Origin of the sequence: Gordonia sp. Z-3 (assembly GCF_036233855.1) — a bacterium.
GTDB lineage: Bacteria > Actinomycetota > Actinomycetes > Mycobacteriales > Mycobacteriaceae > Gordonia > Gordonia tangerina.
On the sequence record NZ_JAZARS010000004.1, the window covers coordinates 175,066 to 197,774 of the forward strand.

Annotated in this window: 21 protein-coding genes; 14 read left to right on the forward strand and 7 right to left on the reverse strand. The window is 66.0% G+C overall.

Annotation, left to right across the window (positions count from 1 at the left end; translation table 11 throughout):
• Nucleotides 1-142: 142 nt before the first annotated feature.
• Complete coding sequence (locus tag VX037_RS06035) at nucleotides 143-988, forward strand: enoyl-CoA hydratase-related protein (protein ID WP_266060430.1); 846 nt, start codon at nucleotides 143-145, stop codon at nucleotides 986-988.
• Between the two features lie 12 nt (nucleotides 989-1,000).
• On the opposite strand, the gene VX037_RS06040 is transcribed toward VX037_RS06035, so the two are convergent.
• The 4 genes from VX037_RS06040 to VX037_RS06055 all read right to left on the reverse strand — a co-directional run bounded on the left by VX037_RS06040 (nucleotide 1,001) and on the right by VX037_RS06055 (nucleotide 5,422).
• Complete coding sequence (locus VX037_RS06040) at nucleotides 1,001-1,642, reverse strand: DUF305 domain-containing protein (protein WP_266060432.1); 642 nt, start codon at nucleotides 1,640-1,642, stop codon at nucleotides 1,001-1,003.
• Nucleotides 1,639-3,111: an LVIVD repeat-containing protein gene (locus tag VX037_RS06045; RefSeq protein WP_328713696.1), complete on the reverse strand. Its 1,473-nt coding sequence runs from the start codon at nucleotides 3,109-3,111 to the stop codon at nucleotides 1,639-1,641. Before VX037_RS06045 ends, VX037_RS06040 begins: the two co-directional genes overlap by 4 nt.
• Before the next feature lie 369 nt (nucleotides 3,112-3,480).
• Nucleotides 3,481-4,725: an MFS transporter gene (locus tag VX037_RS06050; protein ID WP_328713553.1), complete on the reverse strand. Its 1,245-nt coding sequence runs from the start codon at nucleotides 4,723-4,725 to the stop codon at nucleotides 3,481-3,483.
• Between the two features lie 94 nt (nucleotides 4,726-4,819).
• On the reverse strand, nucleotides 4,820-5,422 hold the full coding sequence (locus VX037_RS06055) for a TIGR03086 family metal-binding protein (protein WP_328713554.1): 603 nt from the start codon (nucleotides 5,420-5,422) through the stop codon (nucleotides 4,820-4,822).
• Between the two features lie 90 nt (nucleotides 5,423-5,512).
• Between VX037_RS06055 and VX037_RS06060 the strand changes: the two genes are divergently transcribed.
• Both VX037_RS06060 and VX037_RS06065 read left to right on the forward strand, forming a co-directional pair.
• Nucleotides 5,513-6,445, forward strand: coding sequence for a helix-turn-helix transcriptional regulator (locus tag VX037_RS06060; RefSeq protein WP_266060435.1), 933 nt, complete (start codon nucleotides 5,513-5,515; stop codon nucleotides 6,443-6,445).
• A gap of 111 nt (nucleotides 6,446-6,556) precedes the next feature.
• Entirely contained in the window at nucleotides 6,557-7,660 is a 1,104-nt protein-coding gene (locus VX037_RS06065; RefSeq protein WP_266060436.1) for a DUF2235 domain-containing protein, read from the forward strand.
• Nucleotides 7,661-7,758: 98 nt separating this feature from the next.
• Here the strand turns inward: VX037_RS06065 and VX037_RS06070 are convergent, their stop codons facing one another.
• Both VX037_RS06070 and VX037_RS06075 read right to left on the reverse strand, forming a co-directional pair.
• Nucleotides 7,759-8,196: a DUF1330 domain-containing protein gene (locus VX037_RS06070; RefSeq protein WP_328713556.1), complete on the reverse strand. Its 438-nt coding sequence runs from the start codon at nucleotides 8,194-8,196 to the stop codon at nucleotides 7,759-7,761.
• Nucleotides 8,197-8,422: 226 nt separating this feature from the next.
• The gene (locus tag VX037_RS06075) at nucleotides 8,423-8,737 is read right to left on the reverse strand and encodes an EthD family reductase (RefSeq protein WP_266060439.1); all 315 of its coding nucleotides are present in this window, start codon (nucleotides 8,735-8,737) and stop codon (nucleotides 8,423-8,425) included.
• A gap of 206 nt (nucleotides 8,738-8,943) precedes the next feature.
• Between VX037_RS06075 and VX037_RS06080 the strand changes: the two genes are divergently transcribed.
• The 4 genes from VX037_RS06080 to VX037_RS06095 all read left to right on the forward strand — a co-directional run bounded on the left by VX037_RS06080 (nucleotide 8,944) and on the right by VX037_RS06095 (nucleotide 12,559).
• A complete protein-coding gene (locus VX037_RS06080) occupies nucleotides 8,944-9,393 on the forward strand; it encodes a MaoC/PaaZ C-terminal domain-containing protein (protein WP_328713557.1) in 450 nt (149 codons plus the stop codon).
• Between the two features lie 89 nt (nucleotides 9,394-9,482).
• Nucleotides 9,483-10,580 (forward strand): enoyl-CoA hydratase/isomerase family protein, encoded by a 1,098-nt coding sequence (locus VX037_RS06085; protein ID WP_328713559.1) that lies wholly within the window; start codon nucleotides 9,483-9,485, stop codon nucleotides 10,578-10,580.
• Nucleotides 10,573-11,349, forward strand: coding sequence for an enoyl-CoA hydratase (locus VX037_RS06090; RefSeq protein WP_328713560.1), 777 nt, complete (start codon nucleotides 10,573-10,575; stop codon nucleotides 11,347-11,349). Before VX037_RS06085 ends, VX037_RS06090 begins: the two co-directional genes overlap by 8 nt.
• A gap of 235 nt (nucleotides 11,350-11,584) precedes the next feature.
• Nucleotides 11,585-12,559 carry an alpha/beta hydrolase gene (locus tag VX037_RS06095; RefSeq protein ID WP_328713697.1) on the forward strand — a complete coding sequence of 325 codons (975 nt, stop codon included), beginning with the start codon at nucleotides 11,585-11,587 and terminating at the stop codon, nucleotides 12,557-12,559.
• A 99-nt stretch (nucleotides 12,560-12,658) separates the two neighbouring features.
• Here the strand turns inward: VX037_RS06095 and kstR are convergent, their stop codons facing one another.
• Nucleotides 12,659-13,321, reverse strand: coding sequence for a cholesterol catabolism transcriptional regulator KstR (gene kstR, locus VX037_RS06100; RefSeq protein ID WP_235725230.1), 663 nt, complete (start codon nucleotides 13,319-13,321; stop codon nucleotides 12,659-12,661).
• A gap of 118 nt (nucleotides 13,322-13,439) precedes the next feature.
• Here kstR and VX037_RS06105 point away from each other — a divergent pair, with 118 nt between their 5' ends.
• The 7 genes from VX037_RS06105 (at nucleotide 13,440) to VX037_RS06135 (ending at nucleotide 22,492) form a co-directional block, all read left to right on the forward strand.
• Complete coding sequence (locus tag VX037_RS06105; RefSeq protein ID WP_328713562.1) at nucleotides 13,440-15,620, forward strand: acyl-CoA dehydrogenase family protein; 2,181 nt, start codon at nucleotides 13,440-13,442, stop codon at nucleotides 15,618-15,620.
• A gap of 119 nt (nucleotides 15,621-15,739) precedes the next feature.
• On the forward strand, nucleotides 15,740-16,852 hold the full coding sequence (locus VX037_RS06110; protein WP_266060447.1) for an acyl-CoA dehydrogenase family protein: 1,113 nt from the start codon (nucleotides 15,740-15,742) through the stop codon (nucleotides 16,850-16,852).
• Nucleotides 16,842-18,005, forward strand: coding sequence for an acyl-CoA dehydrogenase family protein (locus VX037_RS06115; RefSeq protein WP_328713564.1), 1,164 nt, complete (start codon nucleotides 16,842-16,844; stop codon nucleotides 18,003-18,005). Before VX037_RS06110 ends, VX037_RS06115 begins: the two co-directional genes overlap by 11 nt.
• A 220-nt stretch (nucleotides 18,006-18,225) precedes the next feature.
• On the forward strand, nucleotides 18,226-19,236 hold the full coding sequence (locus VX037_RS06120) for a bifunctional MaoC family dehydratase N-terminal/OB-fold nucleic acid binding domain-containing protein (RefSeq protein ID WP_235725234.1): 1,011 nt from the start codon (nucleotides 18,226-18,228) through the stop codon (nucleotides 19,234-19,236).
• On the forward strand, nucleotides 19,233-19,646 hold the full coding sequence (locus tag VX037_RS06125) for a MaoC family dehydratase (RefSeq protein ID WP_328713566.1): 414 nt from the start codon (nucleotides 19,233-19,235) through the stop codon (nucleotides 19,644-19,646). The genes VX037_RS06120 and VX037_RS06125 overlap by 4 nt, the downstream gene beginning before the upstream one ends.
• A complete protein-coding gene (locus VX037_RS06130; RefSeq protein ID WP_266060555.1) occupies nucleotides 19,646-20,824 on the forward strand; it encodes a lipid-transfer protein in 1,179 nt (392 codons plus the stop codon). Before VX037_RS06125 ends, VX037_RS06130 begins: the two co-directional genes overlap by 1 nt.
• 24 nt (nucleotides 20,825-20,848) lie before the next feature.
• On the forward strand, nucleotides 20,849-22,492 hold the full coding sequence (locus tag VX037_RS06135) for an AMP-binding protein (protein WP_328713567.1): 1,644 nt from the start codon (nucleotides 20,849-20,851) through the stop codon (nucleotides 22,490-22,492).
• Nucleotides 22,493-22,709: the final 217 nt, after the last annotated feature.

Here is a 22,709-nt window from a genome sequence, read left to right on the forward strand (position 1 = left end):
GGCTCGGGCTACGCGATCAGCGGGAGTGGTGCCAGCGGCTCGGACTACGCGATCAGCGGGGTTCTGCCTTCGCGCGTGCCAGATGACCCCGCATTCGCCAGACTTCACGAACGATCGCTCGGTCGTCGAGTAGGTTGAGTCGGTGACCTCTCCGACCGAGCAGACCGCCGAACAGCACATCGTCCTCGAACGCGACGGTGACGTCGCGATCATCCGCCTCAACCGGCCCGACCGGCTCAACGCCTTCACCCACCAGATGGGGGAGGAGCTGATCGCGGTTTTCGACGAGACCGACGCCGACGACACGGTGCGGGCAGTGGTGATCACCGGGACCGGCCGTGCCTTCTGCGCCGGCGCCGACCTCGGTGGCGGCGCCACCACGTTCGAACTCGAACAGCAGGAACCGGGTGAGGTACCCCGTGACATGGGCGGGCAGGTCACACTGCGCATCTTCGAATCACTCAAACCGGTGGTGATGGCCGTCAATGGTGCGGCCGCCGGCGTCGGGGTGACCATGACCTTGCCCGCCGACGTTCGCATCGCCTCCGACGACGCGAAGTTCGGTTTCGTCTTCGCCCAACGAGGATTGGTGCCCGAGGCGGCCTCGACGTGGTTCCTGCCGAAACTGGTCGGACTGCCGACGGCCCTGCAGTGGACGATGGGCGCCAAGATGGTGCCCGTCGCCGAGGCGCATGAGCGGGGGCTGGTGCAGCAGGTGGTGCCCAAGGACGAGGTGCTCTCCACGGCGATCGCCACGGCGCGTGAGATGACGTCGACGACGGCTCCGGTCTCGGTGGCGTTGACCAGGCAACTGCTGTGGCGGATGGCCGGCGCGCCCAGCCCGTGGGACGCCCATCGCGCCGACTCCAAAGCGATCTACTATCGCGGCACCATGGACGATGTCGCCGAGGGCGTCACCTCGTTCTTGGAGAAGCGGCCCGCCACCTTCTCCGACCGCGTCTCCACAGACCTGCCGGACATCTTCTGACGGCTCGGGGTGTCACGTCGGCAGGGGCTGTGCGTCACGCTCCCGCAGCATTAGTGTCATCTGGCCGATCTCGTCGCCCTGCTCCCCGATCATGGTGAGCGCGAGCTGTTTGGTCGGCGAGCTCGACCGAGGGTCGTTGTATGCCGCCTGGGCCATATCCAGCCCTCCACGATGATGTCGGATCATCAACTGCAGGAACAGAATCTCCGCGTCGCGGCCGTGTGCGGCGGCCAGTCGGTCCAGTTCGTCGATGCTGGCCATGCCGGGCATCGGCGGTGCGTCGGCGGTCGGCGCGTGGGAGTGCCCGTCGGTCGTGGCCATCCAGGACATCGGGTGCTCGGTGGTCACGGGCAGTGAGAACCAGGTCAGCCAGCCGCGCATGGTGGCGACTTCCGCGGCCTGCGCAGCCGTCATGCGGTCGGCGAGTCCGCGAATCCGCGGGGCCACATCACGGGACAGGCTGGTGCACATGAGAATCGCCTGATCGTGGTGTGTCGACATGTCCTGGGCGAAGCCCACATCGACGACGCTCGGCGCCGGTGGCTGTGCGTCGGAATCACGGTGGGTTTGCCAGGCCATGCCGAACACCACACCCACCACGACCAGCAGTGAGGCGACGCCCAGGGCGCCGACGATCCGTACCGCAGAACTCATCCGAGATACGAGTCCTGGTCGGGCGGCGGGGTGTACACCCGGGGGCTCAACGTCATGGCATAGAAACCGCCGTCGGCGCAGGTGGTCCAGATTTGATTGCCGCGCCACTCCGGTGGTGAGAAGCACCAGTCGGTGGCCATGTCGCCGCCGACCAGCATGCCTGTGCGCGGCCCGATCATCTCCTCGAACCGGACCTTCCCATTCAGGATCGACATGCCCAGGCTGAGAAACTCGACGGCGGGCACACCCGACGCCGACGCCAACACATGCGGAGAGTTGGGTAGGTCGACGACGGTCGCGTTCTTCTGGGCCGGCGGATTGAAGTAGCCGATCTCCTTGATCTTCTTGATGTTCTGGATGTCGAACACGCGAATGCCCGACGACTCCCAGGAACAGGCGAGTGCGGTGGGGTTGTCGCGTCGGTCGACCGCGCAGTAGTGCGGGTTGCTGCTGAAGACGCCGCCGCCCATCGACGACCGCAGGTTGGTATCGAGGTTTTCGGGCAGGTTGATCTCGAGTTTGATCTGGGCGACGTATCCGGGCTTGTTCACCCGGCTCACATCGAAGAATTTCACACCGCCGGAACCGAGTTCGTCGACGGTGATGATGTGCGGGCGGCCCCGGTAGGTCACCGGGATGGTGTGCTGATTCACCTGCCCGTCCGGCCAGAGGTATGCCGCCTCGTGCGGCACCTGCGGGTAGGGCGCGCGGCGCTGTACGTCGCTGATGTCGAGGACGGTGACACCGGCCGCGTTGGACAGGAACATCCGGTTACCGTCAGGGGTGATTCCGAACCCGTGTCCGACGAAGCTGTGCAGTCCTTGCCAGATCACGTGTGGTGCAGCCGGATTAGAGATGTCGATGGCGGTCAGGTGGCCAGGGGAGATTCCCGAGGCCCAATAGGTTCGGCCATCGGGGGAGAACCCGCCCTCGTGCGAGGTGAACGGCAGCGGTGTGGCCGTGCCGGGGCCGTGGTTGAGCAGTTTCGGGTGCGCGCAGTCGGAGATGTCGTAGACCGAGAAGAATCCGCCGCCCCACAGCAGCGGAACGGAGGTGGCGGCCAACAGTTTGCGTTCCTGGTTGACCTTGAGCGTCTCCCAGGTGCCACCGCGCATTGCGGGTTCGGTCAGCGAGCCGACGATCCGGGGACTGCGGGGATTGGCGACGTCGACCACCTGGACGCCCGGCTGCGGCACCAAGTTGGTGCCGGGGAACAGGCTTCCGGTGTAGCTGCAGTGGTCGAATGTCGCCGAGACGATACCGCCGCCGGAGCCACGCACGTGACCGACTTCTGCCATGTTGCAGCGGTAGCCGAGGCGCGTGCGACCCGAGTTGCGGTCCTCGGCGCTGACGTCACCCTGCAGACCACGTTCGGGCAGGTCGCCGGGGCCGCATTCCGCTCTCGCGACCGACTTCTCCGAGATGTCGGGGAAGTAGTGGGTCGCGGCGCTCGCGGCAGCGGCGCCCATCGTCGCGAGCGTCACGGCAATGGCGAACAGTGCGCACGACACCAGCGCCCGGTGGCCGGGCGAGGATCGATGCGCGTCGATGAGTAGCGATCGGTGGGACACAGCCGACTCCCCCCAGAGTAGGACAGTTGATCCGCTCAACCTAACTGCACGAGTCGGTTTCCATGGGCGGTTTCGTCGATATCGGCACGACCGGATGACAGGTCATTGAGAGCACCGGGAGCGTGCGAGCGTCGCGAAGGGAGTCCCTTCGTGACGGCCCTCCGCAGGCTCCGGGCCTCCTCAGGGATCAGAGAATTCTCACCTGGTCCCTGTCACGCCGCCCTGAGGTTCGAGCTCGCGAGCCTCAAGGGAGCGAGCTTGCGAGCGTCACGAAGGGCCGCCCTCCGTCGACCGCATCCGCACCGGCCGACGACGATTCCCGCGTCGCCACACCGCGGCACCGAGTGCGGCCGCGACGAAGCATGAGACCGCACCCACTCCGAGACCCACCCGCGCATCGGTGACCTCACAGATCGCGCCGATGATGGGTCCTCCGATCGGGGTAGAGCCCATGAACGCCACCGACCACAGCGACATCACCCGTCCACGCATCCGCGGGTCCGCGTTCAGCTGCAGCGTCGCATTCCCGGTGGACATGAAGGTGACGCTGAGCCATCCGACAAAGAACAGCGCGGCGATCGCGACCGGCAACGACGGGGCGATCGCGGTCGCGGCAATGGTCACTCCGAAACCGGCTGCCGCGATGGTCAAGGGCCGCAGGCCGGTGGTGCCACGCGCCGCGACAAGCAGACCACCGACCACAGCTCCTACCCCCATGGCCGAGGTCATGAACCCGAGCGCCTGCGGGCCACCCTCGAACGTATCGGCGGCGGCCGCGGGCAGCGACACCTGGAACTCGTAGGCAAGCGTGCCGACGAGCGCCATCATCACCAGCGGGATCCACAGGGCGGGGGAGCCGCGAACGTACCGCAGACCCTCGCGGAGCTGTCCCTTGGCGCGGGCGATGGGCTCTTCGTGTTCGATGGTCGCGGTGTTCATCGCGACGAGCGAGACGACCACCGCGACGAAGCTCAGCGCGTTGATCGCGAAGCACCATCCGGCGCCCACGGCCGCGAGGACGAGACCGGCGACGCCGGGTCCCACTGCTCGGGCCGCGTTGACCATCACCGAATTCAAGGTGACGGCGTTGCGAATCAGCTCCTCGCCCACCACCTGATGGATGAACGCCTGGCGGGCCGGGTTCTCGAACGCATTGTTGAGGCCGACGAGCAGCGCCAACACTGCGACATGCCAGATCTGCACCCACCCGCCGAGTGTCAGCACCGCGAGGATGCCGGCGAGAATCCCCATGATGGTCTGCAGCACGATCATCAACCGACGGCGATCGACCCGGTCGGCGATCACTCCCGCGTAGGGGCCCAGCAACAGGATCGGCAGCGCTTGCAGGGCGACGATCGCACCCAGTACAGATGCCGACCCGCTGAGCGTCAGAACGAGCCAGGCCTGGGCCGTCATCTGCATCCAGGTTCCGGTGAGTGACAGCGTCTGCCCGGCGAAGTACAGCCGATAGTTCGGGTTGGACAAAGAGGCCAAAGCGCCCTTCGGTGTCACGCCGTCCGTACTCACTTCGGGCGTACGACGGAGAGACACAGGGATCCATTCTATGCCGCCGAATTCCGGTCACCCGATCTGCGGATGAGCGCGGTCACCGTGCGGCCGCACCCACCCAGGGCGACGATGAACGTCCGGTCCAGTTCGCCAACCGTTCGGTCGGACCGGCCTCGGAGCGAGGCTCGACGACCGGTCCGAACGGCACGTCGGGGTTGGCGCGGATCTCGGCCGGGATGAACTGGCGCGCGACCGCCAGTACCGGGTCGACCACGGCCGGATCGGTTTCGGCGGACTGACCGGTGGCGACAGCCAGGTCCCAACCGTGCACCAGGGTCTCGCTGACGTAGCCCCACAGCGCGCCTGCTCCCGGGACCTCACCCCACGGGACGGTGACCGGCGCGGTCAGGGTGGCGTCGTCGGACCACAGCTCGATGGCTTTGCCGACGGTGACGGCGTATGAGTGTGCGTCATAGGTGTCGGCGAGGCGGGGCAGTGCGAGGGCGTCGGCACCCTCGGCGAGCGCGACCGCGCGGTTGGCCGTGGCGATCAGGTGTGCGGCGAGCGTGCGGACGTCGAACTCGTCGCAGGGTGTGGGGGCCGACCATTGATCTTCGGACACGCCGTTGAGCAATTCGGTGACCCACGCGGTGGCGGCGGCGTAGGAGGGGCGGGGATCGGCGGTCGGGGAGTTCGTCATCGTGATTCCTTTGAGTTTCCTGGCTGGTGATCTCAGTCAATCTCCTAATCACGACATCTTCTGTCGTGATTGTGCGACAGAATCGGGGATGTGCGAGCCGAACGTCTCATCGCGGTGCTGATGCTGTTGAAGAAGCATGAGCGGCTGACCGCTGCTGCCATCGCCGAGGAACTCGGTGTCTCGGAGCGTACGGTGCTGCGCGACATCGATGCGCTGTCGTTGTCGGGCGTGCCGGTGTATGCCGAGCGCGGTCGACACGGTGGTTTCGCGTTGCTGCCCGGCTATCGCACGGATCTGACGGGGCTGACCGTCGATGAGGCGACATCGTTGTTGGCCGGCACCGGGCGACTGGATTCACCGGCATTCGCCAGCGCGATGCGCAAGGTGGCCGCCGCGCTGCCCGAGGCTCATCGTGGCCGGGCGGTCGACGCCGCTCAACGTGTCCTCGTCCGGCCCGAGGGTTTCGTGCGTGAACCAGAAAAGGTGAGCGCGTTGGGGGCCGTGCAGCAGGCGGTGTTCGATGGTCGACGACTGCGGGTCGGTTATCGCAGACGCGGCGATGACGAAGTACGCGAACGGATTCTCGATCCCATCGGTCTCATCGTGGCCGGCGAGACCTGGTACTTCGTCGCGGCAGTGAACGGTGACGAACGCATGTATCGGGTGTCGCGGATGTCCGACGTCGAGGTCCTCGACGAGCCGGCGCAGCGGGATCCTCAGGTCGACCTCGACGAGATCTGGCAACGACATCGAAGCGCGTTTCGGGCATCGTTCGAACCGGTCGAGGTGGTGATCGACTGTGCTGCCGAGGATCTGGATCGACTCGGGCGTGCCGTCGCGATTCACGACACCGCGACGCCCAACGCAGCGACCGTGCGAGCCCGGCTACGGTACGCCGACCGGACACGAGCACTGAGGATGGTGTGGGCTCTGCTGCTCGAGCACTCCTTCGACGTCGTCGAGCCCGACTGGATCCACGACGCCATCAATGCGCGGGCGCGCGATGTGCTGCGGACGCCGTGACCCGCCGACGAGCCCGGCGGCAGCTGTCGATCAATCACGCGACGCATGAACCATTCGACGCCGCATAGGATCTAAAGCACCTGTTCCACCTGAGAAGGAGATCAACTCATCATGCCGAGACGGCTGATCGTGTGTTGCGACGGCACCTGGAATGTGTTCGGGCAGAAACACCCGACGAACGTGGTCAAGCTGTATCAGGCGATCGCCGGCACCGACGATGCCGGCGTCATCCAGGACTCCGTTTATGTGGCCGGGGTCGGGACCAAGCCGTGGCACAAGGTTCGCGGAGGAGCACTGGGACTGGGGCTGTCCAAGAATGTGAAGAAGGGGTATCTCGAACTCGTCGATATGTACGAACCCGGCGACGAGATCTTCTTGTTCGGGTTCAGTCGCGGCGCATATACCGCGCGTAGCATCGCCGGTTTCATCCGCAACGCGGGCCTGCTGTCGCGAGAGCACCGCGGCCGTCTCGACGAGGCCTTCGCGCTGTACCGCGATCGGGACCGGTCGTCGGCGCCGAGCGGCGAACGCGCCGTCGAGTTCCGTGAGCAGTATTCACATGAGGTGCCGATCCGCTTCATCGGGGTGTGGGACACCGTCGGCTCGTTGGGAATTCCACTCAGCGGCAAGCTCTTCGAATGGATCAACCGACGGTGGGCATTTCACGACACTCAGCTCAGTTCCACCGTCGCGGCCGCTTATCATGCGTTGGCCATCGACGAGAAGCGCGGACCGTTCAAGCCGACGCTGTGGCGTGCGCAGCCGGATGCCCCGGACAGCCAGATCATCGAGCAGGTCTGGTTTTCCGGAGTGCACTGCAACGTCGGCGGTGGCTATGCCGACAGCAAGATCAGCAACATCCCACTGGTGTGGATGATGGATCGGGCGCGGCGTCACGGACTCGCGTTCAACGATGACAAGGAAGCACCGGCATCGGGACCGGCGACCGTCAGCGTAATCAGCGCGATCAGCCAATTCCTCATCGACACCGACGCGTTCGCAGTCCCGCTCCAGGAGTCACGGAAAGGCTTCTACCGCTTGATCGCTGGACTTTCACGCCCTATGGGGGTCGTCGACTCCGGGCATGAGTTCGTCGCATCGAGCGCGGCCCGCCGGATGGACACCGTCGCCGCCTACGATCCGGCGAACCTCGCCGCCTATCGAGAAAATGACGGACCAGAGCTGGCAGTCGATTTCCACCCGACCGAGACCTGAGCTTGGCCTGTCGAAACTTCCGACCGCAGTTCCCGGTTCCGGCTTGGAGCCGGAGCTGCGGCCAGAACGGTTGCGCCGTCGGCGGCGGGCGGCTCCGGCTACGACGTGGTCGTCGCGATGAGCCGGGAATCGGCCAGTGCTGCAGTGCGATGGCGCGACAACGACTGGTACTCGGGATCGGTGACCATGTCCAGGAACGCTTTCGGGTTCGGGTAACGCACCAGCAGTATCGAATCCCACGTTTCGTCGGCCGGGCCGATCACGGTGGGACCACATTCGCCGTGGTACACCACCTCGGCGCCCGCCTTCTCGATGTGTGGGGTCGCTGCCGCGCCGTAGCGGCGATATGCCTGCTCGCCCGAGATCGGCTGCTCGGGGGCGAGATCATCGGCGGCCGAGTAGTGGGCCACATCGCGATACCGCAGCAGATTGAGCATCGTGACCGGCTGATCGGCAGGTAACTGCATGACCTCGGCGAGCTGGTGACGGCGCGGGTCGACGGTGCGGCGGTCGGTAGGTGGGAGGTCGGTGCTCATCGGTCCACTGTAGGTTGTCGCTCCCCGGCGATTGCGACGAATAGGTCGCCAAGGCTGGCACGGCCAACCCGCCTCCCGCGCAGTAGCGATCTACCACATGGAGAACTGACATCCACACAGGGTTGTAACCGCCGTGGATGTCAGTTCCCCGTGTGGTTGGCGTCGGGTCCGCACACCGGTGGAAACGACGGACCACCATCGACGTGGCGTCGAACGCGCCGAGCGGTTACCGCAGAACCGAGGCTTCCTCCTGGGTGAACATCGTGACACCACCGGTGGCGAAGTTTGCGACGTCAGCGCCGGCCGCCGCCATCTCCTCGGAACCCGCAGCCGCCATCAAGGCCTCTTGGTCGGCGAAGTAGAGGTTCGCAACGGCGTAGTACGGCGGCTCCGAACCGTCGAGGGTAGCGGCCTTGCCCCAGGTGTAGTCGGTCAATCCAGGGACCTTCGACGCGAGGGGGATGTGGACCTGCTCGTAGTACTCGTCAAAGGCGGCGGGATCGTTGGGATGCCCGTAGCAGACGGCGACGCGGATGGTCATGTGGTTACTCCTTCTGGACTGTGGGACCTAGTGGCATGTCCCGGTGAGCTCACCGTAGGTGGGCGGACTGAGTGAGAGGGCACGGATCGTCGGAAGAGATCGGCGGCAAGCGCATCGGCGGCCACGTCGGTGCGAACGAGGCCACCTGCGTGCGGTCCGCCCGGTCGCTCGCATCTCATCCGGCAACGCCCGATAGCGTGACCGCGGTGACCACGGAATCCTGCGCCTTTGCCGACGACCTCGAAGTGGGCCGTCATCACGAGTTCGAGACCTTCACCATCAGCGAAGGCGACCTGGTGGACTTCGCCTCCCAGTGGGACCCGCAGAGCTTTCACGTCGACGCCGACGCCGCTGAGTCGGGTGCCTTCGGTGGACTCATCGCCAGCGGCATCCACACCTTGGCGGTGTTCCAGCGGTTGGCCGTGCGTGCGGTCTTCGATCACTGGCAGGTGATCGCCGGACGCCGTCTGGTCGATGTCGCCTTTCTGCGTCCGGTCCGGCCGGACGACACCCTCACCGGGTCGATGACCATCGACACCGTCACCTTCGACAAGCCCGGTCGTGCGCTGGTGACCTGCGCCGGACGCCTGGTGAACGGCGACGACCGCGAGGTCCTTTCGACGACGATGGAAGTGTTCGTGCGCGCCCGGGACTGAGGTACTCGGGACCTGCGCTGTACTCCTTTACTAGGATATGCAAGTATCTGAGGGGTAATCGGACGAATCTGCGCGAGGGAGATCTGAGCATGGTGGACGAACCGTCCGTGCTGTCCACGATCGACGCCGGGGTCGCGACCCTGACGTTGAACCGGCCGAAGTCGATCAACGCGCTCGACCATCCGATGGTGACCGCCATGGACGAGCTCCTGCGCGGCTGGGCGGCCGATCCGCAGGTCAGCGCGGTGGTGCTGGTCGGTGCCGGCGAGCGCGGTCTGTGTGCCGGCGGCGACATCGTGGCCATTCACCGTGATGCCTCGGCGCTGAGCAGCTCCGGCGCCGGTGACGCCGAGGCGGCGGCGTGCCCGTCCGCTCTGTTCTGGGCCGACGAATACCGGCTCAACGCCGACATCGCGCGCTACCCCAAGCCTTATGTCGCCATCATGGACGGCATTGTGATGGGTGGTGGTGTCGGTGTCTCCGCCCACGCCAACACCCGGGTCGTCACCGACCGCACGCGGCTCGCCATGCCCGAGGTCGGGATCGGATTCGTGCCCGACGTCGGTGGCACACACCTGCTGGCCCGGGTGCCGGACAACCTCGGCGTCTACGCCGGGCTCACCGCCGGCCAGTTGTCCGGTGCGGATGCCATCGAGCTCGGTCTCGCCGACCACTACATCCCGGCCGCCGACCTCGGCGCATTCCGTCGGGCGATCGGCGAGACCTCGCTCGATGACGCGCTCGCCAAGTATGCACAGGAACCGCCCGAGTCGAAGATCGCCGGGCAACGGGAGTGGATCAGTCAGGCTTTCGCCGCCGACTCCATCGCCGAGATCATCGACCGCTGCAGTGCCGCCGGCACCGACGATGCCAAGAAGACCGCCGCCACCATCGCCGGCAAGAGCCCGCTCGCGCTGGCCGTGACCCTGCGGTCGCTGCGGCAGGCCGAACCCACCCTGCCCGAGACACTCAAGCGTGAATTCCGGGTGTCGCTGCGCAGCCTGCTCAATCCCGATATGGCCGAGGGTATCCGCGCGCAGGTGATCGACAAGGATCGCAACCCGGCGTGGCGCCACACCGATCACACCGCCGTCACCCCCGCCGAGGTGGACGCCTTCTTCGCGCCGCTGCCCGACGGCCTGGAACTTGTCATCAACCCCGCACCGCAGGAGGATTCGAGTGTCTGAGCACGAGACCATCATCGTCGAGCGTGACGGGCGCGTCGGCGTCATCACCTTGAACCGGCCGAAGGCGCTCAACGCGCTCAACACCACGCTCATGACCGAGGTCGTCGGCGCGGCAACCGCATTCGACAAGGACCCGGACATCGGGGCAATCGTGATCACCGGGTCGGAAAAAGCCTTCGCCGCCGGCGCTGACATCAAGGAGATGTCGTCGAAGTCCTACAGCGACGTCGTCGGCGAGCAGTTCTTCGCCGCCTGGGACGATCTGGCCCGCCTGCGCACCCCGATCATCGCGTCGGTGACCGGGTACGCCCTCGGCGGTGGCTGCGAGCTGGCGATGCTCTGCGACATCCTGATCGCCGGTGACAACGCGGTATTCGGTCAGCCCGAGATCAATCTCGGCGTGATCCCCGGCATCGGCGGATCGCAGCGCCTGACCCGCGCGGTCGGCAAGGCCAAGGCGATGGATCTGATCCTCACCGGCCGGAACATGAAGGTCGACGAGGCCGACAAGCTCGGGCTGGTGTCGCGGGTGGTGCCGAAGGAGAACTGCCTGACCACGGCCAAGGAAGTGGCCGAGACCATCGCATCGAAATCATTCATCGCGGCCTCGCTGGCCAAGGACGCGGTCAACCGCGCCTTCGAGTCCGGCCTCGGCGAGGGGATCCGCGCCGAGCGGGCACTGTTCTACTCGACATTCGCCACCGACGACCAGGCCGAGGGCATGGCCGCGTTCGTCGAGAAGCGTGAGCCGAAGTTCACCCACTCCTGACATATACCCAATCGCCAACGCCACCTTGCTTCCAAGCAAGGTGGCGTTGGCGATTCGGGGTGGCTGCCGAGAGGCCGGCGCCCGCACGTCACAAGTGCCTAACGAGCACCGTTCCGGCTGTTGGTTGAGCTGCTCAACCGTTAAGGTTGTGACAACTGTGACTTGTGAGGTTGGAGGGAAGGTGTTGGTGAACGCACTCGGGGGACGTCGATGGCGCGTGTGGGTGGCTGCGGCGATGACGGCGACCGTGGGTCTCACCCTCGGCGCGGCAGCTGCGCAGGCGACACCGACCCCCGACCCCAAGATCTCCCGCGTCGACACCGTCATCCACGACAACCCGCAGCACACGACGCTGATCGTGTGGTCGGCGTCGATGCAGAAGATGATCCCGATCACCGTGCTGCGTCCGCGCAACACCAGCAAACCCCGGCCGACGTTGTATCTGCTCAACGGGGCCGGCGGTGGTGAGGACTCCGCCACCTGGACGGCCAAGACCGACTATGTGAAGTACTTTGCCGACAAGAACGTCAATGTGGTCACCCCGATCGGTGGCGCGTTTTCCTACTACACCGACTGGCAGCGCGACGATCCGGTCCTGGGCCGCAACAAGTGGCAGACGTTCCTGACCAAAGAACTCCCGCCGCTCATCGACAAGGAATTCGACACCACCAAGGTCAACGCCATCGCGGGTATCTCGATGGCCGGGACGTCGGTGCTGAATCTCGCGATCGCCGCCCCCAAGCTGTACCGGTCGGTGGCCGCCTACAGTGGTTGCGCGCGCACCAGCGATCCGTTGGGGCAGGCCTACATCCGGATGGTGGTGGCTGACCGCGGGCAGGGCAACCTCACCAACATGTGGGGGCCGGTCGGTGGACCGGGTTGGCGGGCCAACGATCCCTACCTCCGGGCGGCGAAGCTGCGCAGCACCAAGGTGTACATGACCAGTGGTACAGGTCTGCCGGGTAAGTACGACCAGATGAATGCCGAACTGGTGCAGGGAAATCCGCTCGTGCTGGCGAATCAGGTGGTGCTCGGCGGCGCGATCGAGGCGGCGGTCAACCAATGCACCCAGGACATGGCGGCGCGGCTTCGGTCGCTGCGCGTGCCGATGAAACTGATTGCGCGACCCAACGGGACGCATTCCTGGCAGTACTGGGAATCCGACCTCAAGCGCACGTGGCCGATGATCGCGGCGGATCTGCGGCGGTAGGAAGCGGCTGATCTCGATACGTTCTCGCCTAGCGGCTCGAACTACTCGATCAGCAGTTGGGTTCGGGCTCTCGCGAATAGACCGGATGACTCCGCAGACCTATTGAATCCGATCCTTCAGCAACAACCGCACCGTCAGTTCGAGGCGGTTGGTGACGTCGGTGGCCGAGGCGCGGCGGGTCAACCACTGCACCAGATTCGACATCCACACATCGGAAATGACCCGGGCGATGGCCAGATCCTCCTCGCCGGGCTCGCCGTCGTCGACCATGGCGCCCGCGAGTAGCCGATCGATGATGCCGGCGACCTGATCGACCTCGGCAGTCGCTGAGGCGTCGGCGAACATGAATGCGCGCGTCATCGCCTCGGTGAGCAGCGGATCGCGTTGCATCGCATAGGTGATCATGTCCAGCACATGACGCAGCCGCTCGATTGCGTTGTCGCCGCGCAGCTGTGAGCGATCCACTCGCGACTCGACGCGTTCGAACTCGCGCGCGAGGGCGGTGACCAGCAGATGCACCTTGGAGGGAAAATATCGGTAGAGCGTACCCACGGCGACGTCGGCCTTGTCGGCGACGGTGCGCATCTGGACCGCGTCGTAACCACCTTTGGATGCCAACGCCAGCGTCGCATCCAGGATGCGACGACGCCGTTCGCGCTGCGCCGCTGAACCGGTCTCGGTGCCGCTCGACGCTGAACCAGCTGCCGAGGCGGTGGGGGCCGCGGGCTCGACGGGCGCCTTGGCCGCTGCAGATCGTGCCATGTGCTCGAAGACATCCTCACGTGGTCGGTTCGAACGGTGCCTACCGGTTGGCAAACACCCATGGCATATTAGAACAGGTTCTATTTGCCCGTCACAACCTGACATACAGAGGATTCACGTGACAATCGCCACGTCAAGCGAACAGATCGCCGTCTGCGACGCGATCGATACCTGGGCGCGCAGCGTCTCGACCACCGAACTGGTCCGTGCCGACATCGACAAGCCTGCCGACCAGTGGACCGGTCTGTTGGCGCAACTCGCCGAGTTCGGTGTCTTCGCGGGCGCCCTGCCCGAGGACTCCGGCGGCTTCGGTGCGACCTTCATCGATGTCGCCGCCATGATCGAGCAGTGCGGTATCAGCCTGGTGCCGGGCCCTATCGGTCCGATGGTCGCTGCCGCGCTCGGGCTCTCGCGGTCCGACGACGCGCGCGCCGGTGACTTGCTTGCGCGGGTCGCCTCCGGGGCAGTGGCCGTGGTCGCTCCGGCAGCTGCGTACGCCGGGATGGCGGCAAATCCTCCGCACGACGGTGCGCTCGACCTGGGCCTGGTGCCCGGTTACGTCGACGGCTGCGCGGTGGTGATCCCGTACGAAGACGGAGGCGACGGGGTCTCCTGGCGAATCCTGCCCCCGGGCGTTGGTGCCACCACCGCCGAGGCACACGGCGTCATCAGCGGCACCGTGTCGGTGTCGCGGGTGCAGGTCACCGGCGTGCAGGGTGGGGACCTCATCGACCTGCCGGACGGTGATCTGGTCACCGCGAGTCTGTCGGCCGCGACCGCCGCCTACCTGAGCGGCATCGCTCGGTGGTCGCTGGACACTGCCGTCGACTACGCCACGGTGCGCACCCAGTTCGGTACACCCATCGGCTCGTTTCAGGCGATCAAACACATCTGCGCCGACATGCTCTGCCGCAGCGAAGAGCTCACCGCGGTCGCATGGGATCTGGCGCGCGCGGTGGACGAACGTCTCGCGACCGACGACGAGGAGGTCATTGCCCAGCTCGCCGTCAGCAGGTGCGCGGCGGACGTCATCGCGGCCGAAGCCGCCACGACCAATGCCAAGGACTGCGTGCAGATCCTCGGTGGCATCGGCTTCACCTACGAACACGACGCTCATCTCTATTTGCGGGCAGCGCTGACCGCTCGCGCCGCCATCGGCCAGGGTATGTCGTCGGCTCGGGAACTCGCCCGGCTCGGAATGGCGGGGCACCGAAGGAACTTTCGGATCGATCTGTCCGCAGTCGAGGACCGGCGCGCGGAGGTCCGGGCAGCAGTGGACGACATCGCCGCCCTCGATCCGTCGCGGCGTCGGGCGCGACTGGCCGATTCCGGCTATCTGATGCCGCATTGGCCCGCGCCCTATGGGTTGGGTGCCGGCGCGGCCCTACAACTGCTCATCGACGACGAGTTCGAGCGCGCGCGGATCGAGCGGCCCGACCTGGTGATCGGCGCGTGGGCGATCCCGACGATCCTCGAACACGGCACCGACGAACAGCGGCAACGATTCGTGTCGCCGACCCTGACCGGCGACATCGTGTGGTGCCAGCTGTTCAGCGAGCCCGAGGCGGGCTCGGACCTCGCGGCGTTGCGTACCAAGGCCACTCGCGCCGACGGCGGCTGGCGCCTGCAAGGGCAGAAGATCTGGACCTCCCAGGCGCACAACGCATCCTGGGGGGTGTGCCTGGCGCGCACCGACGCCGACGCACCGAAACACAAGGGCATCACCTATTTCTTGATCGACATGAACACCTCCGGTATCGACATCCGGCCGCTGCGCGAACTCACCGGCCGCGCGAACTTCAACGAGGTGTTTCTCGACGACGTGTTCGTCCCGGACGAGTGCGTCGTCGGTCCGGTCAACGGCGGCTGGCGGCTGGCCCGTACGACCCTGGCCAACGAACGCGTGGCGATGGGCGGTTCGGGCCTGGGCAAGGAGATGGATTCCCTGCTGCGTCAGGTCGAGGCGATGGCCCGCGAGCTGACTCCCGACGAGTTGGCCGGCCTCGGGCGCCTGGTGGCCGAAGCCCACACCGGTCGCGTCATCGACGCCCGTGCGGTCACCCGGCGTCTGGAAGGTCACGACCCGGGGGCGTTGTCGAGCGTGCGCAAACTGATCGGCGTCCAGCATCGTCAGTCGGTTCCGGAATTCGCTTTCGATCTGCTGGGCGTCGACGGGGTGGCCGCCTCCGACGCGTCGGACGCATTGCTGCAGAACCGGTGCCTGTCCATCGCCGGGGGCACCACGCAGATCCTACGGACCGCAGCCGCGGAACGGATTCTCGGTCTGCCCCGCGGCTGACCTGTGACGACGCCCGGAGAGCGCGGGAAATCTGCAGTTGAGAGGCCATAACTCCCACACCGGACACGCCATCTGATACAACTAGAACAAGTTCTAATTTGTGGCAAGGAGGCACCGGGGTGGACTTCGCCCTCGACGACACGGCGGTAGCAGTTCGTGATGCCGCCGCAGAGGTATTCGCGCGGCACCAACCGGACTGGGAATCCACGTTCGGTCGGCGCGATCGGCAGAGCAACGCGCCCGGCGGATTCGACACCGCGTTGTGGCGGTCGGTTGTCGACGCCGGACTCGCCGCGCTCGCATTACCTGGCGATGTCGGAGGCGACGACGTCTCCGTGATCGACCTACTGCCCCTGCTCCGACGCATGGGGGAGTCGGCGGCTGTGACGCCAGCCGTGGGATCACTCGTGTCGGCCCTGGCGCTCGGTGCCGCCGAGCGGTCAGTCCGCGGGACGTGGTCGCCTACGGTGGCGAACGGCGCCTGGCATGCCATCGCCATCGGCGAGCTCGGCGATGCCCTCACCGAGACGCCGCGCACCACCGTGCGCGACGGCCGGCTCACCGGCATCAAGACGGGAGTCCTGCATGCGGAGGGATCGTCGGCGCTGCTGGTGACCACCGACGATGGCGCGGTGCTGGTGGCCTCCGACGCGGACGGGGTGAGCATGACGCGCACACCGACCTCGAGCGGGTGGGGCGAGTACACCGTGCGCTTCGACGGCGTCGCGGTCGGCACCGACGACCTCGTCGCCACCGAAGCCGGAGCCGTTCGCGATCGGTATCGCCTGCTGCTGGCAACGTATGCGCAGGGACTCGTCGCCGGTGCCGCTCGACTCACCGCCGACCACGTCACCCATCGTGAGCAGTTCGGCAAGCCGATCGCGATGTTCCAGGCCGTCGGACAACAACTCGCCGACATCTATGTGGTCGCCCGGTCACTGGATCTATCGACGACCGCGGCTGCCTGGCGAATGAGTGAAGGACTCGACGCTACACAGGATCTGGGAATCGCCGCCTACTGGGTGGCTACCGAGATACCGGCAACCCTGCGGACCATGACCCACCTGCACGGCGGGATCGGTGTGGACGTGACCTATCCGTTGCACCGGTACTTCTCGATCGCCAAGGACCTCGCCCGGCTCGTCGGCGGGCCCGACGCCCGTCTCGACGAGATCGCCGACGATTCCGACGCCCGTCTCGACCCGAAAGGGCAGGCAACAGATGTTCATTGATCTCACCCCCGAGCAGAAGGCGCTGCGGGTCGAACTGCGCGAATACTTCACGAATCTCGTGAGCGCCGAGGACGCGCGGGTGATGCTCACCGAACGTCACGGCGAGACCTACCGCGCGGTGATCCGACAGATGGGCAAGGACGGGTGGCTCGGTGTCGGGTGGCCGAAAGAATACGGCGGCAAAGGTTTTGGTCAGATCGAACAGCAGATCTTCACCAACGAGGCCGTCCGCGCCGACGTCCCGTTGCCCTCGGTGACCCTGCAGACCGTCGGACCCACGTTGCAGGAACACGGCACCGACGAGCTCAAGCGAAAGTTCTTACCCGACATCCTCGCCGGTGAGGTGCACTTCGCGATCGGGTACACCGAACCCGAAGCGGGGACCGACCTGGCCTCGCTGACCACCAGCGCGGTGCTCGAAGGCGACCATTATGTGGTCAACGGGCAGAAGATCTTCACCACCGGCGGCCATGACGCCGACTACATCTGGCTGGCCGTCCGGACCGACAAGGACGCACCGAAGCACAAGGGCATCTCGATCCTCATCGTCGACACCCGCGACCCGGGGTTCAGCTGGACCCCGATCATCACCGCCGACGGTGCGCACCACGTGAATGCCACCTACTACAACGACGTGCAGGTGCCGGTGTCGATGCGGGTCGGCAATGAGGGCGACGGGTGGAAGCTGATCACCACCCAGCTCAATCACGAGCGGGTGATGCTCGGGCCCGCGGGCCGGATCGACGGACTCGCCGCGCGGGTACGAGCCTGGGCTCAGCAGTCCGGCGCGGACGGCACCGTCATCGCCAAGCACTCCGACGTCCGGCGGGCCCTGGCCGAGATCGATGCCTACGCCCGCATCAACGAACTCCTCAACTGGCAGGTCGCCTCGACCGGGGAGGCGATCTCCATGGCCGACGCCGCGGCCACCAAGGTGTTCGCCACCGAGCGGCTGCAACACGTCTGCCGACTGATCAACGACATCGTCGGGCGTTACGGCGATTTCACCGATCCCGAGACTGCAGCGTTGGTCGACTGGCTCGACGTGCAGCAGAAGCGAAACGTCGTGATCACCTTCGGCGGTGGCGTCAACGAGGTGATGCGCGACATGATCGCCACCGCCGGATTGGGATTGCCGAGGGCCAAGCGATGAGGGCGAGGGTGTCACGAGGTCTCGATACGCCTCCTCGCTGCCGCTCGTCGGCTACTCGACCGGCGGGGAAGGACTCGTCCCGCCGGAGGGCTGCCCTCTGGTGGTCGGTGTCTCGTCCGGTGGGGACGGGTGCTTCCCTCTGGTGGTCGAGTAGCTGCGAGCCGCTAGGCGAGCGGCGTATCGAGACCACCCCCGCCGACCTTCGATTGCGAGGGCGATGATGAGCACACCCACCGACATCCTCTCCGCTGCTGAGGCCATCAAGGCTGACGGACCCAGCGCCCCCAGGGCGGGCCGAGATCCCATCAACCAGCCGATGATCCACAACTGGGTGGAGGCGATGGGGGACCGCAATCCCGTCTACGTCGACGACGACGCCGCTCGCGCTGCCGGACACCCTGGGGTCGTCGCGCCGCCGGCGATGGCGCAGGTGTGGACGATGCGCGGACTGCACGCACAGCGGGCCGCCGACGATCCGCTGGGACGTGCCACCGAACTGTTCGATCAGGCCGGTTACACCTCGGTGGTCGCGACCAACTGCGACACCGTCTATCACCGCTACACCCGGCCCGGCGAACAGGTCACCATCTCGTCTGATCTCACCGACGTCGTGGGCCCCAAGCAGACGGCTCTTGGCGAAGGTTGGTTCTTCACCACCCGCAACGTGTGGTCGGTCGGTGACGAGGTGGTCGCCGAGATGTCTTTCCGCATCCTGAAATTCCGGCCGTCGGCGAAAACCCAACCGGCGGAACCGGCGGAACCGCAAGTACCGGATGATCTCGATCCGACCCGGATGCTCAAGCCGAGCGCATCACGCGACACCGCGTTCTTCTGGGACGGTGTCGCGTCCCATGAACTGCGCATCCAGCAGCTCGACGACGGCACGTTGCGCCACCCGCCGATTCCGGCGACGTGGAAACCGCGCCAGGCAGACGGAACCGTACCCACCACCGACTACCTCGTCGCCTCCGGCCGGGGCACGGTGTTCAGCTACGTGGTGCACCACGCCCCGAAGGTGCCTGGTCGGCAGTTGCCGTTCGTGGTGGCGCTGGTGGAACTCGAGGAAGGTGTCCGGATGCTGGGTGAGCTCCGCGACGTCGACCCGGCGGTTGTCACGATCGGGATGGCGGTGGAGGTCACGTTTCTGGACTTCCCGGCCGACACCGAGACAGGAACCGACCCATGGACCCTGTATGCCTGGACCCCTGCGACAACGAAGGGACAGCCGTGACCAGTCTTGCCCCGCAACCGGTCCGGATCGCGGACACGTTGCCACCGCTGACCATCGACGCATCGCCGACATTCGTGGTGGCGACGGCGCTGGCCACTCGCGACTTCCAGGACGTGCACCACGACCGGGACCTGGCACAGGCCAAAGGGTCCAAAGACATTTTCGTCAACATCCTCACCGACACCGGGCTGGTGGAGCGGTTCGTCACCGACTGGGCCGGACCATCGGCACGCATCCGCTCGATCAATCTGAAACTCGGTGTGCCGTGGTACGCCTACGACTCGGTCACCTTCACCGGTGAGGTGACCGACATTGCCGACGACGTCCTCACGGTGTCGGTGACCGGAACCAATTCACTGGGCAAGCACGTGATCTCGACGGTCACCCTGACGATCGGGGGTGGTGCATGATGGGCGGTTTGTCGGGCAGAGCGGCCATCGCCGGCATCGGTGCCACCGAGTTCTCCAAGAACTCCGGACGCAGCGAACTGCGGCTGGCGGCCGAAGCGGTCCAGTCCGCGATCGCCGATGCCGGACTCACACCGGCCGATGTCGACGGACTGGTGTCTTTCACGATGGACACCAACGCCGAGATCGCCGTCGCCCGTTCGGTCGGTATCAAGGAGATGACCTACTTCTCCCGCATCCACTATGGCGGCGGTGCGGCCTGCGCGACGGTTCAGCAGGCGGCGATGGCGGTGGCCACCGGTGTTGCCGATGTCGTCGTCGCCTACCGTGCGTTCAACGAACGATCGGGCTTGAGATTCGGCCAGGTCAACAGCGCGGTGGCCAATCAAGAGAACTCGTCGGGCACCGACAACGCGTTCTCATATCCACACGGCCTGTCCACGCCGGCGGCTTTCGTTGCGATGGTCGCCCAGCGCTATATGCACGAATACGGTGTCACCAGTGAGGATTTCGGACAGATCGCGGTGGTGGACCGCAAACACGCCGCAGTGAACCCAAACGCGTTCTTCCACGGCAAACCGATCACCCTCGACGACCACCAACAGTCGCGCTACATCGCCGAGCCGCTGCATCTGCTCGACTGCTGTCAGGAGTCCGACGGCGGTGTCGCCATCGTGGTGGTCTCCGCGGAGCGGGCCAAGGACCTGCCGCACACCCCCGCGGTGATCGCGGCGGCCGCTGCCGGCAGCGCCGACGACCAGTTCATCATGTCCAGCTACTACCGCGACGACCTCGCCGGCCTGCCCGAGATGGGCCTGGTCGGCCGTCAACTGTGGAAACAGTCAGGTCTCGGCCCCTCCGACATGGACCTCGCCATTCTCTACGACCACTTCACCCCCTACACCCTCATGCAACTGGAAGAACTCGGGTTCTGCGCACGGGGCGAGGCGAAAGATCTGGTGCGAGAGCCGGGTGCGCTCGAGGTCGGTGGGCAACTGCCGCTGAACACCCACGGCGGTCAACTCGGTGAGGCCTACATTCACGGTATGAACGGCATCGCCGAGGCCGTCCGGCAAGTACGCGGAACCTCGGTCAACCAGGTCGACGGTGCCGCGCAGGTCGTGGTCACCGCCGGCACCGGAGTTCCGACCAGCGGCCTGGTCCTCACCCGAACCACCTAACACCGCGCTCAGCAAGGAGACGACATGAAGTTCAATCTGGCCGACGTGTTCGAGACGGTCGCCGATGCGGTACCTGACCGGATCGCGTTGAGCTACGAGGGCCGCCAGATCAGCTATGCCGAACTCGACCAGCTGGCCAATCAGGTCGCGCACCTGTTGTCGGAGTCGGGAATCGGCGCGCACGACAACGTGTCGCTGTTCCTGAAGAACAGCGTCGAGCATGTCACCAGCCTGCTGGGCCTGCTCAAGATCCGCGCCGTTCCGGTCAATATCAACTACCGGTACACCAACTCCGAACTGCACTACATCTTCGACAATTCCGACTCGCGGGCGATCATCGTCGAGCTGGAAGAACACCAGCGCAGTGTGGCGCAACTCCTGCCGGAGCTGCCCAATGTGCGGGTGGTCTTCGTCATCGGCGAGCTGGCTCCCGAGTTGTCCGACGCGGCGGTGGACCTGCCCGGCGACCGGTCGGTGGAGATCGTGTCTTTCTCCGACGCGGCGACGACGCCCACGCAGCGTGACTTCGAACCGCGCACCGGCGAAGAGCTGTACCTGCTCTACACCGGAGGCACCACCGGGTACCCCAAGGGGGTCATGTGGCAGCACGACGACTTCTTCCGCAAACCTCTGTCCGGGGGTAACCCGTACGGTGAGGCACGCAAGGACCTCGCGGAGATCGCTACCGCGGTCAAGGATTTCCCCTCGATGGCGTTTCTGCTCGCTGCACCGCTGATGCACGGCGCGGCGTCGTACTCGTTGTTCACCTTCTTCACCCTCGGTGGTCGGCTGGTCATCCAACGTGACTTCAAACCCTCGGCCATCGTGTCCGAAGTCGAGCGGGAGAAGGTGCAGATCATCCTGATCGTCGGCGACGCGATGGGTATGCCGCTCGTGGAGGAGTTCGAGCGACGCCAGGGCGAGGTCGACCTGTCGTCGTTGTTCTCGGTCACCTCCGGTGGGGCGATCTGGTCCCAACACGTGCGGGACCGGTTCCTCGCGGTGAAGCCGGATCTGGTGCTGCGCGACAACTTCGGTGCCTCGGAATCGGGAAACGACGGCGAGATCATGATGGATGAGAACGGCAACCTGCGGGTACCGCCGACCGACAAGATGATGGTGGTCGACGAGCGGCTCAACAAGATCGAGCCCGGCTCGGGCGACGTCGGCTACATCGCACGGATCGGGAACGTGCCGCTGGGTTACTACAAGGACGAGGCCAAAACGGCGAAGACCTTCCCGACCCTGCCGGACGGAACACGGATCTCGATCCTCGGCGACATGGGCACCGTCGAGGCCGACGGAACCATCGTCTTCCTCGGCCGAGGTTCACAGTGCATCAACACCGGTGGCGAAAAGGTGTACGCCGAAGAGGTCGAGGCGGTACTGCACGCCCACCCCGCCGTGGCCGACGCGCTCGTCGTGCCGGTGCCCGACGCCAAGTACGGCCAACGGGTGGCAGCGGTGGTGGCAGTGGCCGAGGATGCAGTGGAACCGTCCATCGATGACATCGGCGCCCACTGCCGGGAATCGCTCGCCGGGTACAAGGTTCCGCGCATCGTGGTGTTCGTCGAGGAGGTGAAGCGCACCCCGGCCGGCAAGGCCGACTACAAGTGGGCCAAGAATGCCGCCGCCGAAGCCACCGAGCCCGCGGGCGCGGCGAACTGACGTAGCTCGCGCCATTTCGCTGGTCGAGTAGCCGCAAACGGAGTGAGTGGCGTATCGAGACCCTGGTGCGTGTGTGAATCTCGATACGCTCGCTCGCCTGGGGGCTCGCGCGCTACTCGATCAGCGGGGGGTGGGATTAGCGGTCGCCCGGTGGCCGCGCGCCATTTCGCTGGTCGAGTAGCCGCGAACGGAGTGAGTGGCGTATCGAGACCCTGGC

Bases quoted from the DNA above. Each gene is read 5' to 3' on its own strand.
- VX037_RS06040 (WP_266060432.1), bottom strand. From the start codon at position 1,642: ATGAGTTCTGCGGTACGGATCGTCGGCGCCCTGGGCGTCGCCTCACTG.
- VX037_RS06045 (WP_328713696.1), bottom strand. From the start codon at position 3,111: ATGGGCGCCGCTGCCGCGAGCGCCGCGACCCACTACTTCCCCGACATC.
- VX037_RS06055 (WP_328713554.1), bottom strand. From the start codon at position 5,422: ATGACGAACTCCCCGACCGCCGATCCCCGCCCCTCCTACGCCGCCGCC.
- VX037_RS06065 (WP_266060436.1), top strand. From the start codon at position 6,557: ATGCCGAGACGGCTGATCGTGTGTTGCGACGGCACCTGGAATGTGTTC.
- VX037_RS06070 (WP_328713556.1), bottom strand. From the start codon at position 8,196: ATGAGCACCGACCTCCCACCTACCGACCGCCGCACCGTCGACCCGCGC.
- VX037_RS06075 (WP_266060439.1), bottom strand. From the start codon at position 8,737: ATGACCATCCGCGTCGCCGTCTGCTACGGGCATCCCAACGATCCCGCC.
- VX037_RS06085 (WP_328713559.1), top strand. From the start codon at position 9,483: ATGGTGGACGAACCGTCCGTGCTGTCCACGATCGACGCCGGGGTCGCG.
- VX037_RS06095 (WP_328713697.1), top strand. From the start codon at position 11,585: ATGACGGCGACCGTGGGTCTCACCCTCGGCGCGGCAGCTGCGCAGGCG.
- kstR (WP_235725230.1), bottom strand. From the start codon at position 13,321: ATGGCACGATCTGCAGCGGCCAAGGCGCCCGTCGAGCCCGCGGCCCCC.
- VX037_RS06115 (WP_328713564.1), top strand. From the start codon at position 16,842: ATGTTCATTGATCTCACCCCCGAGCAGAAGGCGCTGCGGGTCGAACTG.
- VX037_RS06120 (WP_235725234.1), top strand. From the start codon at position 18,226: ATGAGCACACCCACCGACATCCTCTCCGCTGCTGAGGCCATCAAGGCT.
- VX037_RS06130 (WP_266060555.1), top strand. From the start codon at position 19,646: ATGGGCGGTTTGTCGGGCAGAGCGGCCATCGCCGGCATCGGTGCCACC.
- VX037_RS06135 (WP_328713567.1), top strand. From the start codon at position 20,849: ATGAAGTTCAATCTGGCCGACGTGTTCGAGACGGTCGCCGATGCGGTA.